This window comes from Paenibacillus sp. FSL H8-0079 (genome assembly GCF_037991315.1).
Lineage (GTDB): Bacteria > Bacillota > Bacilli > Paenibacillales > Paenibacillaceae > Paenibacillus.
In genome coordinates this window covers 1,678,361-1,692,807 of the sequence record NZ_CP150300.1, presented here as the reverse complement: position 1 = coordinate 1,692,807, position 14,447 = coordinate 1,678,361, and the positions used below count along the sequence as shown (strand labels likewise).

Annotated in this window: 17 protein-coding genes and 1 pseudogene; 14 read left to right on the top strand and 4 right to left on the bottom strand. The window is 47.8% G+C overall.

All coding sequences use genetic code 11. From position 1 onward, the window contains the following. Positions 1–184: 184 nt before the first annotated feature. Positions 185–592, bottom strand: a complete 408-nt coding sequence (locus MHI06_RS07505) for a hypothetical protein (RefSeq protein WP_169479071.1) — start codon at positions 590–592, stop codon at positions 185–187. A 189-nt stretch (positions 593–781) separates the two neighbouring features. On the opposite strand from MHI06_RS07505, the gene MHI06_RS07500 reads away from it, so the two are divergent. From MHI06_RS07500 to MHI06_RS07440, 13 genes and pseudogenes are all read left to right on the top strand, one after another. Beyond that, positions 782–1,876, top strand: a complete 1,095-nt coding sequence (locus tag MHI06_RS07500; protein ID WP_340401008.1) for an RluA family pseudouridine synthase — start codon at positions 782–784, stop codon at positions 1,874–1,876. Between the two features lie 37 nt (positions 1,877–1,913). Beyond that, positions 1,914–2,492, top strand: coding sequence for a DUF1273 domain-containing protein (locus tag MHI06_RS07495; RefSeq protein ID WP_340402076.1), 579 nt, complete (start codon positions 1,914–1,916; stop codon positions 2,490–2,492). Between the two features lie 157 nt (positions 2,493–2,649). Next, entirely contained in the window at positions 2,650–3,465 is an 816-nt protein-coding gene (gene speD, locus MHI06_RS07490) for an adenosylmethionine decarboxylase (RefSeq protein WP_036610662.1), read from the top strand. Positions 3,466–3,649: 184 nt separating this feature from the next. Continuing rightward, a complete protein-coding gene (gene flgB, locus MHI06_RS07485) occupies positions 3,650–4,060 on the top strand; it encodes a flagellar basal body rod protein FlgB (RefSeq protein ID WP_062833196.1) in 411 nt (136 codons plus the stop codon). Positions 4,061–4,209: 149 nt separating this feature from the next. Next, positions 4,210–4,698, top strand: a pseudogene (locus tag MHI06_RS07480) (GNAT family protein); the annotation flags it as partial. 159 nt (positions 4,699–4,857) lie between these two features. After that, positions 4,858–5,313 carry an NUDIX domain-containing protein gene (locus MHI06_RS07475; RefSeq protein ID WP_340402075.1) on the top strand — a complete coding sequence of 152 codons (456 nt, stop codon included), beginning with the start codon at positions 4,858–4,860 and terminating at the stop codon, positions 5,311–5,313. Between the two features lie 32 nt (positions 5,314–5,345). Then, positions 5,346–5,867: an ankyrin repeat domain-containing protein gene (locus MHI06_RS07470; RefSeq protein WP_340401007.1), complete on the top strand. Its 522-nt coding sequence runs from the start codon at positions 5,346–5,348 to the stop codon at positions 5,865–5,867. A 221-nt stretch (positions 5,868–6,088) separates the two neighbouring features. Next, positions 6,089–6,604, top strand: a complete 516-nt coding sequence (locus MHI06_RS07465) for a sigma-70 family RNA polymerase sigma factor (RefSeq protein WP_340401006.1) — start codon at positions 6,089–6,091, stop codon at positions 6,602–6,604. Beyond that, complete coding sequence (locus MHI06_RS07460) at positions 6,601–7,938, top strand: DUF4179 domain-containing protein (RefSeq protein ID WP_340401005.1); 1,338 nt, start codon at positions 6,601–6,603, stop codon at positions 7,936–7,938. The genes MHI06_RS07465 and MHI06_RS07460 overlap by 4 nt, the downstream gene beginning before the upstream one ends. A 97-nt stretch (positions 7,939–8,035) precedes the next feature. After that, on the top strand, positions 8,036–9,079 hold the full coding sequence (locus MHI06_RS07455; RefSeq protein WP_340401004.1) for a S66 peptidase family protein: 1,044 nt from the start codon (positions 8,036–8,038) through the stop codon (positions 9,077–9,079). A 64-nt stretch (positions 9,080–9,143) separates the two neighbouring features. After that, positions 9,144–9,449 carry a hypothetical protein gene (locus tag MHI06_RS07450; protein ID WP_076327230.1) on the top strand — a complete coding sequence of 102 codons (306 nt, stop codon included), beginning with the start codon at positions 9,144–9,146 and terminating at the stop codon, positions 9,447–9,449. 237 nt (positions 9,450–9,686) lie between these two features. Then, positions 9,687–10,448 (top strand): threonine/serine exporter family protein, encoded by a 762-nt coding sequence (locus MHI06_RS07445; RefSeq protein ID WP_340402074.1) that lies wholly within the window; start codon positions 9,687–9,689, stop codon positions 10,446–10,448. Between the two features lie 18 nt (positions 10,449–10,466). After that, positions 10,467–10,925, top strand: a complete 459-nt coding sequence (locus MHI06_RS07440; RefSeq protein WP_340401003.1) for a threonine/serine exporter family protein — start codon at positions 10,467–10,469, stop codon at positions 10,923–10,925. A gap of 107 nt (positions 10,926–11,032) precedes the next feature. Here MHI06_RS07440 and MHI06_RS07435 read toward each other — a convergent pair whose 3' ends face one another. From MHI06_RS07435 to MHI06_RS07425, 3 genes are all read right to left on the bottom strand, one after another. Further along, positions 11,033–11,578: a DUF2569 family protein gene (locus tag MHI06_RS07435; protein WP_340401002.1), complete on the bottom strand. Its 546-nt coding sequence runs from the start codon at positions 11,576–11,578 to the stop codon at positions 11,033–11,035. A gap of 261 nt (positions 11,579–11,839) precedes the next feature. Continuing rightward, positions 11,840–12,307: a DinB family protein gene (locus tag MHI06_RS07430; RefSeq protein ID WP_340401001.1), complete on the bottom strand. Its 468-nt coding sequence runs from the start codon at positions 12,305–12,307 to the stop codon at positions 11,840–11,842. 175 nt (positions 12,308–12,482) lie between these two features. Continuing rightward, positions 12,483–13,424, bottom strand: coding sequence for a YwqG family protein (locus MHI06_RS07425; RefSeq protein ID WP_340401000.1), 942 nt, complete (start codon positions 13,422–13,424; stop codon positions 12,483–12,485). Between the two features lie 837 nt (positions 13,425–14,261). Here MHI06_RS07425 and MHI06_RS07420 point away from each other — a divergent pair. Next, positions 14,262–14,402, top strand: a complete 141-nt coding sequence (locus tag MHI06_RS07420; RefSeq protein ID WP_340398421.1) for a hypothetical protein — start codon at positions 14,262–14,264, stop codon at positions 14,400–14,402. Positions 14,403–14,447 lie beyond the last annotated feature (45 nt).

Sequence of the window (14,447 nt, the reverse complement as noted above, 5' to 3'; positions counted from 1 at the left end):
GATGTACTGATGCTTGTATGACAAAAACCCCCGACTCCTTGAGCCGGGGGGTTCATGCTGAGCGCTAGTCGAAACCTATCGCTACATTGCCTTATACTTCTTGGTTTCTGGGTATGAAGCGAACTCTGCCGTGGGCGAAGCGATATTGAAGCACTCTGCTGTTCTCACATTACGTCCTTCACAACTAGTTGGTGGCTGCAATGCCATAAAACAATTCCGGCCCGGTTCTTACTGCTGTGGACACCCCCGAGATGAACGAAGTATACACGCTTTCCATTGCTGGTGGTGCAGACAGATCCTGAGCTGTGAACGAATGAAATTCGGCACCGCCGTTCTGTCCAACCGTACCTTCAGCACGGTAGATGACATAGAAGGGATCATATAGGAATCCCCGTACCAGCTCCACAACAAAGGTATCTCCCAGTTCTCCAGTAACACCTACTGTCCCGTTCAACGTAATAATGGGATTCGCCACGCCCTGTGTCTGAAGACCAATCGCGCCGAATGCTTCCGGGGATGGACCTAGAGATATTCCGGGCTGTCCTACGGTTCCCGAGTTCATCGAAGTTCTCATATCGAGAAACACGCCCATGAGTAACACCTCCAATGCTATGGGATACCATATCCTATGAATCTCACAACTCTTCGGATTGGATGTATAGCAGATTCCATGAACCTATTTTTATTTGTCGACTGTTAGTGGTATATTGAACTGCATAACGAAATGAACGGATCGTATGCACACAAGCGGTACAGGCTGTTCAGAAGGAGATTATTATTCATGAATAAACGCAAACGTCCAACAGGCAAAACATCGGCTTCGGCCAAGGGGAAATCATATGCTGGTGCTTCCGCATCACGCAATACAGAAGAGAACAAGAAGCCATTAGCCGCGAAATCGTCGGCCGCGCCCAAGAAAGCCGGAGGCAACAAATCCAAAAACGCCAGTGCTTCTAAACGCCCGGGCAATTCCTATTATCGCAAGCAGGAACCACCGCGCCAGTACAAAGTAACGGAACCGGATGAACTGTTGAATTTCTTGCTGCAACATCTGAAATCGGGACGTAATGCGGTAAAATCCATTTTGGGTCGCGGACAGGTATCCGTGGATCAGAAAGTCGTAACCAAGTTTAATGAGGCGCTGACGCCAGGCCAGATTGTATATATTAGAAAAGAAGGTGCAGTCGCTGCTCCGTCCTTGACAGGCATTAACATTTTGCATGAAGACGATGATATCATTGTGATCCGTAAGGAAGCTGGACTGTTGTCCATTGCTGCTGACAAGACAGATGACCTGACGGCTTATCGCCAACTGACAGAGCATGTGCGCCGCACCAATCCGCTGAACCGGATTTTTGTCGTCCATCGTCTGGATCGGGATACGTCAGGTGTCATGATGTTTGCCAAAAGTGAAGAGGTACAACAGAAGCTGCAAAACAACTGGAAAGAAAATGTACAGGATCGCGTCTACGTCGCTCTTGTTGAAGGTTCGGTAGCGAAAGAAGAAGGTACCATTTCTTCCTGGCTGAAGGAAACCAAAACGCTGAAGATGTACTCCAGCTCGCGTCCGAATGATGGACAACATGCGATTACGCATTACAAACGACTGAAGTCGAACCGGGAGTTCTCCCTGCTTGAAGTGCGCCTGGAAACAGGTCGCAAAAATCAGATTCGTGTGCATATGGAAGATCTCGGACATCCGATTGCGGGTGACAGAAAATACGGCGCACGTACAAGAGACCTCGGCCGTCTCGGACTTCATGCACGTATACTCTCGTTTATTCATCCGACAACCGATGAACTGATGTCATTTGAGACGGATATTCCGAAGCCATTCCTGTATCCGTTCCGTGCAGAAACTCCACCCGCGAAATAACTGCATCGTTATATATGCCTGAAAGGAGGAACGGACACTGAAAAACCTGTTAATCACCGGTTACCGGGCACATGAATTGCAGATTTTTGGACAAAAGCATGAAGGTATTCCTTTTATCAAAAAGGCCATCTCCTCCCGCCTCACACCCCTTGTCGAGGATGGTCTGGAATGGGTACTAACCCCGGGACAATACGGTGTGGACCTGTGGGCCTGCGAAGTGGTGATTGATCTGAAGAAGACGTATCCGCATCTGAAGCTATCGATCATCACTGCCTTTCAGAACCCGGAGGAGCAATGGAAAGAAGACAAGCAGGAGTATTACCGTTCCATCCTCTCGGGTGTGGACTATTACGGTGCGATTAGCAATCAACCTTATATCGGGCCGTGGCAGTTCACTGCACGGGATGACCTGTTGCTGCGTAAAAGCGACGGTCTTCTGCTCGTCTATGACGAAGATGCCGGGGAAGGCAGTCCGCGTTTTGTGAAGGAAAAAGCCGTGAAGAAAGAGCAGAATGAGGACTATACGATCATCAGTGTCACTTCAGAGGATATCCAATCGGTAGCTGAGGATGAACGCATGAACGATATTGCCGACTTCGACGATTCTTCATTCTGAAAAAATGTAGATTATCTGAAGTCCTTTCATGCATAGCTGTGATCAGAGGAGAATCGTATTTCGAATGACGTACATATGTTTTTTTTCGAGGCAGGTTGGGTATAAGTAGTATTATAACTGCGATGATATGTCGTATGGGATAAGGGGAACTGCAACCATGACAATTACGCCAGAGCAGCGCATTCAACTGCATGGATTTAACAACCTGACCAAGTCGCTCAGCTTCAATATGTATGATATTTGTTATACCAAAACCAAAGACGAACGCGAAGCTTACATTGAATATATTGATGAACAGTATAACGCCGCCCGGCTGAGCAAAATTCTTAACAACGTCTCTGACATCATTGGGGCTCATGTTCTGAATGTTGCGCAGCAGGATTATGTGCCTCAAGGTGCGAGTGTGACGATGCTGGTCTCCGAAGGTCCGATCGTGGAGATCCCCGAGGAATCACTCGATGAATCTCCCGGCCCTCTGCCAGATAACGTCGTTATGCAGCTGGATAAAAGTCATATCACTGTTCACACCTATCCTGAGTTTCACCCCAGTGAAGGTATCAGTACCTTCCGTGCAGACATCGATGTCTCCACCTGCGGTGAGATCTCACCGCTCAAGGCGCTGAATTATCTGATCCACTCGTTTGATACGGACATTATGACGATGGATTACCGGGTACGTGGTTTCACGCGGGATACGAGCGGACGTAAGCTGTTCATTGACCATGAGATCGGCTCGATTCAGAATTATATTCCGGACGAGATCAAGAGCAGCTTCGACATGATTGACGTGAACGTCTATCAGGAGAACATTTTTCATACCAAGTGTAAACTGAGGGAATTCGATCTCGACAATTATCTGTTTGGGTACACCAAGGATAAGCTGAGCAAGAAGGAACAACAGGAGATTACCGAGTGGCTGAAGCTGGAGATGGATGAGATCTATTACGGCAAAAACATCAATCGTCCCTCCTAAGAGGCTGTTCAATGGCTGATCTATGAGGGCGAAGTCTAAGACAAGATATCATGAAGGCAGGGTTCTTCTATTCAGGGGACCTCCGACATGTGCTTGTCTTTTTCTTTGATTTTGTTGACAGTGTACAACTTTATTTTTTATTATAGAAGTAACTGTATAATCTGCAGTGAAGGAGACTGAGCCCGTGATCGAAACCAATACGACAAGACGTAACGAATCACTGTTACAGGCACTGACTGCACAACACAATGCCATCACCAATAACATTGCCAATGCAGACACGCCCAACTACAAAAAGAAAACAGTAGAGTTTCAGGAAGAGCTTAGACGTATCGTTGAAAATGGCAAAACAGATCAGCTCGCCATGAAACGGACTCATGACAAACACTTTCCTATCAGTGATCCCAATTCTTCCATCGTACAGTACCGAATTGTCGAGAACAACGACACAGCCATGAACAATAACAACAATAACGTTGACATTGACAAGGAAATGGCGAATCTCTCGGAGAATCAGCTCATGTATAACTACATGGTCGATCGGGTCAGTGGACACTACAAAAAAATGAAAAATTTACTGAATGATTTGAAATAATGAATGTACAGCAGCCCCCGATGGCTGCTTTTTTTTATGGTCTTTTCCCCTGAGTGTAGCTCCTTTGATGCCATTTTTCGGTATCCGCTCCTGTTCGTAGTATAATGGGGAGAAACGATTGATTTCATATCGAACAAAAGAGGTGCAACATGGCTCCACGTCATTTAAATGGTTTTCATGGTTCCAAAGTGAGGCTCGCGGCTCCATGCCCGGAAGATTGCATGCGTCTCTCCCGTTTCACAGACGATTACGAATATTTGCGCAACATGGATACCGATATCGCTATTCCGTTAACGCCAGATGAAACGGGTTCCTCGTCTGTCCGCCGAGACAACGGTTTTGAATTTGCATTACGTACACTGGAGGGTAACCGATTCATTGGCTTCACGGCCCTGTACCGGATCGAATGGAACAATCGCTCCGCTCGTCTGGCTATCGGTATCGGCGAAGAGAATGATCGGGGTAAAGGATACGGCAGCGACGCCCTGGCTCTGATTCTTCGGTATGGCTTCCACGAATTGAACCTGAACCGGATTGCGCTGGAAGTCATTGAATACAATGAAGCGGCTAGACGTGCGTACCTAAAAGCCGGATTTCGGGAAGAGGGTCGCCAGCGTTCTGCAGTTTTGCGGGATGGCATGCATTATGACCTGATCTCAATGAGTATCCTTGCGGAAGAATGGTCTGTACAGTCTCATCTTCCATTGTCATTCCAGTCTACTCGCACGCCTCAATCTGGGGAAATGGACGCGGGTGGTTTCTCACAACGTCATGCGATCGAACAAGCTGCGCTGTCCATGTCGGCGTTAAGCTCAGATCCAAAAGATGAATCTGAAATTACGCCTCGGATCGGCGTAGGCGCGGTCATCCTGAATGAACGGGGCGAAGCGCTTCTCGCCTGGCGGAACCGCAAGCCTGAACAGCACACCTGGAGTATTCCCGGCGGGAAAGTCGATCCCTACGAATCACTGGAGACCGCCGTCATTCGTGAAATCAAGGAAGAAGTGGATCTGGATATCGCCATCGACAGTTTGCTCTGCACGGCAGAGACGATCCAGCCAGAGCAGAAGGAACATTGGATATCTGTTCTCTATTCAACCAAGGTGATTGGCGGCCATGCTCGTAATCTGGAAGAAGGCGGAGCCATTGGTGAGATCGGCTGGTTCCCATTGAACGATCTCCCCTCTCCACTCGCCTGTTTTGCCGTACCTGGGCTGGAAGCTGCGAAGAAGCTATATAATGAATCCCTGTAATTCTAATATTCCATCCGATGGAGGTATTCGCTATGAATCATGCAGAACAGATGAATCATCTATTCCAGGCGGTACAAGAAGGCCACGTTGAGAAACTCAAGTCACTGCTTGATGCTGACCCGGAACTTACCAACATTGAAAATCAAGATGGCCTTACGCCACTGGGATATGCCTCTCATTATGGACAAGTAGGAGCAGTTCGAGTTCTTCTGGAGCACGGTGCCAATGTTAACGCCATTTCTCATTCCAAGATTTCCTTTATTCCATCCAATACTGCACTGCATGCCGCACTTGCCGGAGAACGTTCGCCAGAAGTGATCCGCCTTTTGCTCGAACAGGGGGCATCTACGAACATTCTGGATAGTGATGGACAATATGCGCTGCACTCGGCAGCATTTCATACGGATCAGACCGAACTCATCGAGATGTTACTCCAACATGGTGCCGATCCGAGTGCATTGAACTCATCAGGTCTAACCCCATTGGACATTGCACTTGAACGTGGTAACACATCTACAGCTTCGTGCCTGCAAGCAGCCGTTGCAGCTAGATAGCAATAATGTTCAGGTAGCGTGAGCAATACCGTGAGTAACCGTCAGGACTCTTTTTGGAGTAAAAAGAGTCCTGACGGTTATTTGTTGTCCTCTACGTTCTCGTATACATACGTAGTTCAACTTCTATAGAAATCCCGATACATTATATTTTTTAGAAAATAAGAACCGTTTGACGCCTTACACGGTCTAATACTCAACATATCCATGAAAGGAGGAGCCAAGTGACCCCTACTCAACTTACCATCGCCGCACAAAAAGGGGATGCCGAGGCTTTTGCAGCCTTAATGGAATTGCATCAGAGCCAACTATACCGTATCGCCTATGCGTATCTGCACAACGAAGGTGATGCGCTGGAAGCAATTCAGGAATCAACCTTCAGGGCGTTCCGCAAACTCAAAAAATTAAAAGAGCCCTCCTACTTCGGTACGTGGCTCATCCGCATACTGCTCAACTACTGCGCGGACGAACGCAAACGCAAAAGTCGGTTCAGTCCCGTCACCGAGATCCATGAATCCAGCAGTTGGGATCGTCCTGCGGACCCCGATCTTGCTGCGGCTGTATCTACCCTTGATCGGGATTGCAAACCAATTATTGTCCTGAGTTATTTCGAAGGTTTCTCCTTAACTGAAATCGCCGATATTCTCGAAATTCCAACCGGCACCGTAAAATCCCGATTACATCGGGCACTCGGACAGCTCCGTGATCAACTTGAAACGAAAGGAGATGTATCCTCATGACGAATGAACAAAACTCATTTGATGCATTGGAAGAACGTCTGAATGCTCGCAAGACGGAATACGAAACAATGCCTGTGCCCGATGCCGCCGCCGATCAGGCTGTGCAGTCCGGAATCCGCCGGGCTGCCCATAAGCGAAAGTCCCGGCTGCGTTGGTATATGAGCTCCATCTCAGCAGCTGCCCTCATCCTGCTATTTACGGGATGTATTCGTGTCTCTCCCGCCTTTGCGTCCTTCGTGGAGCAATTGCCTGGCATGGAAGGCATTGTGAGCCTGATTCGCCAGGATAAAGGATTAATGATGGCGATCGATCAGTCCCTCTTACAGAAGGTCGGTGTCAGCGACGAGCATGATGGTGCTTCCGTGACCGTTGAAGGCATTATCACAGACGAGTCACGTATGGTTATTTTTTACACGATGAAAGGTATGAAAGATTCCGAGAAATTCAACTATGACATTGATTTGCTGGATGAGAACGGAAAAAATCTTCCTGTTGCATTTGGTTATTCTTCACCTAAACCGACTTCAGACGAGAATGTATATGAGAATATGATTGACGTGATCTTCTCGGATGGAGCCCCTCCGCCTGAAGAGCTAAGCGTTGTGTTTAATCCAAGAAATACAGCAGGTTCTGAAAAGTGGAAAGTGACGTTCCCGGTAGACAAAAATCTTACCAAAGGCATGAAAAAAGTTATTCCTGTGAATCAGACGTTAACGGTGGATGGGCAGCGTATTGAAGTGAAAGAGGCTACTCTGTATCCAACCCGTCTTGTACTTGATGTGAATTTTGATCCAAAGAATACCAAAAAGGTATTTGGACTCAGCGATCTTCAACTGGTCGACGAACAAGGTCGCGCGTGGAGAACAGATACCTCGACAGGTGGGGATGAACGCTCCATTTACTTCGAAAGCATGTACTTCTCCATACCGAAAAAGCTGACCTTACAGGGATCCGGCTTCTCGGGATTAGATAAAAAGGATCTGGATCTTTCCCTTGATCTGAAGTCACGTCGGATAACAGGTGGCCCTCCTGGATTGAAAATGGTTGGCAGCAAGGTTGAAGGCAAAAATCTAATTATCGACTTTTCTGTTGCTGGTAGTATGAACGGCGGGTACGTTCTAGGTTTCGATGATGTTACAGACAGTGCAGGGAAGTCATATGAGATTTCTGGCTCCAGTTGGGGGAGTGGCGATGGGATGGATGACAGTCATACGATTGTTTCCTCTACTGTCGAAAATGGAGCCACGATGCAGGGGAAAATCCAAATGCACATTTCCACCTATCCAATGAAAGTGAAGTCCCCATTCTCATTGGACATTCCTGTGAATCCTTAATCTTACGTCAGGAGGCTGTGATTTTCGTAAATATTCTATATAATGGAAACATTCATAATAACGATTAATAATGTTAATAGGGAAGGTGTGGTTAGACATGAATCAACGTTCCATCCGTTATCCGCAGCCACTCGCTCCAGGAAATACCATCGGTGTGGCAGCACCCTCCAGCGGTGTAGGCGAATCCCTGCACCATTATCTTGAGGAGAGCAAACGCAATATGGAGCGCCTTGGTTTTGCCGTGCAGGAAAGCCCATCGCTCCGCCACAACATCAAATGTGTGAGTGCCTCCAAAGAGGATCGCGCCGAAGAGATGAATGAGTTTTTCCGTGATTCAAATATTAAAGCCATTATCCCTCCATGGGGTGGAGAGTTCTTGATGGATATCTTGCCCCTGCTAGATTGGGAAGCCTTGAAATCGTTGCCTCCCAAATGGGTCATGGGTTATTCGGATATCAGTACCTTCCTATTTGCCTATACCCTGCTTACCGGAACAGCGACGGCGCATGGCACCAATTATGTGGATTTAAGATCAAGCGCCATCGATCCGGTGACAGCACGATGGATTGATGTTTTACAGACGAAACACGATGGAGAGATCACACAATCGTCTTCCACGCATTATCAAGCGGCATGGAAACCGGAACTGCCTGGATTTAACCTGGATACACCTTCGCGCTGGAAACAGCTCGGCCACTCGGAAGATGCAGATACCTCTGTGTCGTTCTCCGGTCGGCTGATCGGCGGCTGTATGGATACAATCACCTGTCTGATCGGCACGCCGTATGCACCCGTGGCATCATATCTGAATGAGTATTGTGCAGACGAAGGAACCATCTGGTATCTGGAGAGCTGTGAGATGAACGCGGGTGATATCTACCGTCATCTGTGGCAGATGAAACAGGCCGGCTGGTTTGCAGGTGTGAAAGGTTTCATGTTCGGCCGACCTGCCGGTTATTCCGATACAGCGGATTTCAATTTCATGGATGCCCTCTCCTCTGCACTTGGAGATCTGGATGTCCCTGTACTGTACGATGTGGATCTCGGTCATATTCCGCCCCAGTTAACCTTTGTGAATGGAGCTCTGGGCAAAGTGGCTTATGAAAATGGACGCGGAAGCCTGGAAATGGCGTTCGTGTAATCACCTTTTGTAGGCAGATGCATACCTTGAAGTAAGAACTTATTTTGAGGAAGGGTTGTGCATCATGTCTGAATCCACATCCACGCCGTCCACGCGTGTCGTGTATCAAGCTAATCAACCGATGCTTCAATCCGTGCAAAATGTGCGGAATATGCTTCATCATACAGCCCGGCAGCATGTAGGCAAGAAGGTACAAGTCCAGAATATCGATGGGCAGGTATGGGAAGGCGTTATCATCAGCGCAGACCGGGGAATTCTGTATCTCCAGGTTACCCCGATGCATGGATATCCTGAGCCGCGTGCCTTGTTTGGACCGACGATTTTGCCACTCGTGCTGTATGAATTGTTGGTTATTACACTGTTGATGTAGCTGGTATTATGCGTCTGTTTCCGAACCCGCTTCAAGAAGCTTCGCTCCTGTGACAATCAAGTCTTGGGAACGAAGCTTTTTTAACGTCATAGCGCTAGTGCGGTATGATTCCTTACGGGGGTGTGAAATATGATACAATGGTGTCGGCACCACGCCTTATCTCATATGAAACGGAGCTTGATCCGGTTGGAATACATACGTCATGATTCATCACCCGTATCTCAGACCGAGACGGGTATGATTGGCAACAACCCTACTGAACAATCCCGCGTGATTGCAATCTGTCTGCTCGCAGGCAAAATCATGCTGCAAAGCGGCGGTGAAACCTACCGTGTGGAAGATACGATGAAACGCATGGCGGCAGCGCTGGGTTTACCCCATTCGCACAGTTACGTTGTGCCAACAGGCATCTTCTTCTCTGTCGATGCAACCGAACCCGCCAAGCTGATTCGCATCTCGGAGCGTACGACGGATCTGGACAAAGTATCCGAGGTGAACGCGGTCTCCCGCCGTATCGGACAAGGGGAGCTCACTGTGCAGGAAGCTCATGATCTGTTGGTTCAGATTGAAGGCAAGCCCTCCTCCTATTCAACGGCTGTGCAGCTCACGGCTGCAGCGTTATCCAGTGGGTGTTTTACCATTATGTTTGGCGGGGGCTGGAGCGACTTTCTTCCGGCGCTGATCTGTGGTGGTATAGGTTACGCAGCAGTGATTGCCTTTCACCGATTGGTACGGGTCAAATTTTTTGCCGAGCTTACGGCATCCTTCGTCATTGGCTTGCTCGCTTTTTTCCTCATCTACATGGGAGTGGGTCATGAACGGGACAAAATCATTATTGGTTCGGTTATGCCGCTAGTTCCGGGGCTGCTGATTACTAACGCTGTACGCGACCTGATGGCCGGACATCTCGTATCCGGATTATCCAAAGGAGCCGAGGCCTTTCTGACTGCCTTTGCCATAGGTACCGGTATTGCGGTTGTATTTTCACTTTTTATGTAAGACGGAGGAATGCAGGATATGCTCCATTTTATTGAACAAGCCTTAACCAGTTTTGTCGCTTCAGCCGCGTTCGGGATCATCTTCAACGCACCACGGCGCATGCTGCTCCACGGTGGATTTGTCGGCATGATCGGCTGGATTATCTATATCGTGCTCGAATATGCAGCGGATGCGGTTCCTGCTACACTTGCAGCGACCATAGCCGTAGGGGTCATCAGCCAAATATTCTCTCGCATGTTTCGCGCACCCGTAATCATCTTCAGCGTCGCAGGCATCATTCCTCTGGTTCCTGGTGGACTGGCTTATAATGCGATGCGAAGTTTTGTGCAAAATGATTACGGTGCAGCCATGGAGATGGCAGCCAAGGCACTCATGTTATCCGGCGCTATTGCCGTAGGCCTCGTGCTGTCAGAGGTATTAAACCAGATGATACGCCGAATTCCCGGCTCGATACGGACAAAATCATCATCGAAATGACCTCTATCGATATCTTGGTTGCAAAAAGGCCCACGGTATACAAGCTTAGCGCTTTGTATGCCATGGGCCTTTTCATTTGGGTTCTACCGTGTCACTAGCGAAGCAAGTTACTTCACAAACGTATTCTTCACCCGAATCGACTTCAAGAAGTACGGAATGAAGATACAGCACACCAGAATGGATCGTACGATCAGATGAAAAGCCGGTGTTGCATCAAGCACATGCTGTTCTCTTGGGATCTCATTTCGTGCAATCAGAATCCAGGTCGCGATGCTTATGATCACATTCATCATGTACATTACCATCATCATGCGTGGAAACTGTCTCTTCCGTTTATATAAAAGAACGAGGTTCACGATAACGATCATCAATAGAATGCTGCTGCTTATGAAGCCAAACCATAGGAGTGGACGGATCATCTCCGCGTAGATCTGAGGATCGACACCACGGCCTACTTCCCATCTGGCAGGGTCCATGATGACATTCACCTGCGATACATCCGAGATGAGAAACACCAGCGCAAGCCAAAGACTGATCTGGATTAAAATAAGCCATCCACCCAATCCGGAGATACCAGGCCGTTCCGGTCTGATCCCGGTTTTGGGTTGCAGCGAGCTTATATCCCGTTCCGATTTTCTATATTTATAGTCCATTCCTTCCTCCTTTTACGCTAGATAAAAAAAACATATTATACATTAAAATCCAGAATCTGTGTTATTCAATATAAGGAAAGAATCGTGCCCGACTTCCCGTGCCTTGACCTCACGGATACGTTCAAACTTGCCGGAATTCTCCGTGTTTCAAGTATAGCTTGTAGTATTGTTGGATTGAAAACCGTTCTTTTTGAACATGTACTTATATGTAATCTAACCGTTCCTATCATTACCGTATGTCTAGTATTGAATAATACCTTTCTATTTAAAAAGCACGGATTTGGGTTCTTTGCCCGTCAGGGTTAGCATCGTATACAATTGTCCCCTGTGATGATACACATGTCCCATAATCTCAAGTAACCACTCTAGCCGACTATAGGAAGCTCCCCAGTATGAATCCGTCACATGCAGTAACTCTTCGGTGTTAAACTGCCTGTACCGTTGGTACAGATACATCTGGTTATCAATCAGAGCTTGCTTGATCTGACTGAGCGAATGAACCTGGTTCTCCTCATAAAATAAAGTCATCTCTTCTTCCGATGCACCTTCAGAAATATAGACATCCGCTCGGCAGATCACAGACAGATGGGAAAGCAGTTCACCAACAGGCCGTTTGCCCTCTATTGGCGTCAAAGCCAAATCTTCTTCTGACAGCTGATCACATATATCAATTAACGATGTTACTGCCACATCAATATGTTTGAATGCAGATTGAATCAACAGACACACTTCCTTTTTATCCCATTATACAGAACATATGATCGGTTATCAACCAAGATATCCCTCCTTAATATATAAACAAACTACACACCAAATCTAACAATATTCGAACAAAAAAGTCCTTCCTCCTTCATATAGACGGGATTCAGGACATTTTGTTGCCTATTTGATTTCAAATCTTTGCTCAACTTGAGTATAACGAACAATACGTTTGCTCGAATCGTCCAGCCTCCAAGTCAGACTTGCGAATAAAAAATTGCAGTTCCCCGCAATCCCACCATTGGAAACCAATAGCATCATGGGTATCTATCTTCAACAGCAGCAGCGTATCGGATAGTTCCTGCCATGTCCGATCCTCGTCTCCGCCGTAATGCTTGGTTAGCTTCTCCTCACATTCCTGCTCGTTATAACCGTACTCTTCTCCCAGCGCGATCTGTAACAAGGCCCGATGCTCGGCATCCGGATGCTGTCCGTCAGGATATCCAAACATCCCACCCCAATTCAGCGTACTTGGATGATTCCAGCTCGACTCGAATTCAAGGTATCGGTCATACAGATCCACTTCCGCCTCAGTCTCATCGGTCTCATTCCGCGGAGGCGAGAGCTCGTTCAGCGCGTTGGCGTCTATATATGCATATGTAGGAAACTCAAGATTAGGCAGTACGGTCACCGAATGGGCAACAAACGGGGCTCCCTCCAGCGCGGTATCCCCTTCTGGCTCTCGCCTTATCAGGTTATGAGCACTTGGCTCGAAAATCACACGATGTTCAATGGGACAGGCCGATTCATCCCTACCAACGAAAAAGTATACCATTCCCCGTTCTGGCAAAGTCCCACGCCCATCATTCGGCGTATACGGAGACAAATCCACCAGGTTCAGCTGGGCCAGGAAAGTCATGGGTACCCCCTCTTGTGTTACGGGCCACTCCATGCGACTTGGCAAATCCGGATGTCCACCCACACGTGAATTTCCTGTTCTTCGATATTCATCTACAGTGGATACATCGAGGCGGATTCCCCAGCGACTTGAAGATAACAACAGATCGGCAGCGACTCCCAAACCATATTCCTCAAGTGTTTTACGGGCTTTTCTGGTTAGACGTTCACATTGTTCTGGCTTAATCATATAGTTCCTCCCCTTTTGACAATACACCTATGCTGAGACATATTCAGGTTCACACCTGTATATTCTTCCGCCCGGACGTCTTTCCCTGCTTCTGTATAAATTGAACTTAAGAATATTTTACACTTACCACTCCGATGACAGAACAACCTTCCGATCGCTGTTATCCCCAGAATTTTTTAGATTCACCTTTGCAAAGGTAAAAACCCGGGGATAAAGGCGAACGCTCCGCTTCTTCAGGTTCTTTCTGTCCTCTACGTTCTCGTGTAAATATGTAGTTCAATTTACTAGAGTAAAAGGCTGGGCAAAACCCAGCCCCTCCTCATCAAACCGTACGTGAGGTTTTCCCTCATACGGCTTTCCGATGTTCATCTTTCATGGGCATGCAGCATATTTGCTTTGGCCTCATGACCTAGTTTCCCCTATAAGAGTTGTTGAGTGTTTTCTAGCGTGTCGTTAGCCATTTTGGCATTCACGAACTCGTACCTCTTGGTGAAACGTGAACAAAGTAGGGCTCCTTCCCTCCCGCAGGTTGTGTTGTCCTGCGTTCCCAGGTAGTATGAGCCCCTCGGACTCCCTTCCTGCTGTTCACTCACTTCACCTTCTGGCTTATAGAGTACCACTTTACGGATTCATAAAAAAAAAAAATCCGTGCAGGGGAGGGTCTCCCCAGTTCACTACATCCTCTTTCAGACCATGCCGCTCCCCTTACGCCGGAGGATTCTTCGCTGTCGCTCCAAGTTCAAAACAGCTTCCCTGGCCTTCGTCCATCTACACGAGACTCGGCTTCCTCTTTTCCCTCTTGCAAGGCCTTTTTGACGACGCGGCAGGATTCACTTGATGTTACGGCCTGGACTGTCGCTCGCCCTGTCTCTGACAGGTACTTTCGTCGATACGCTTTTACGCACAGATTTCTCCATACGCAAGTATCCTAGCTACACGGGGCTTGGCCTCTCCCGCGACCGGATTTTCATCGGCTAGAAGATGCGTGCTTAGCTGGGCACGCTATAGAAAAAAGAGACTGAC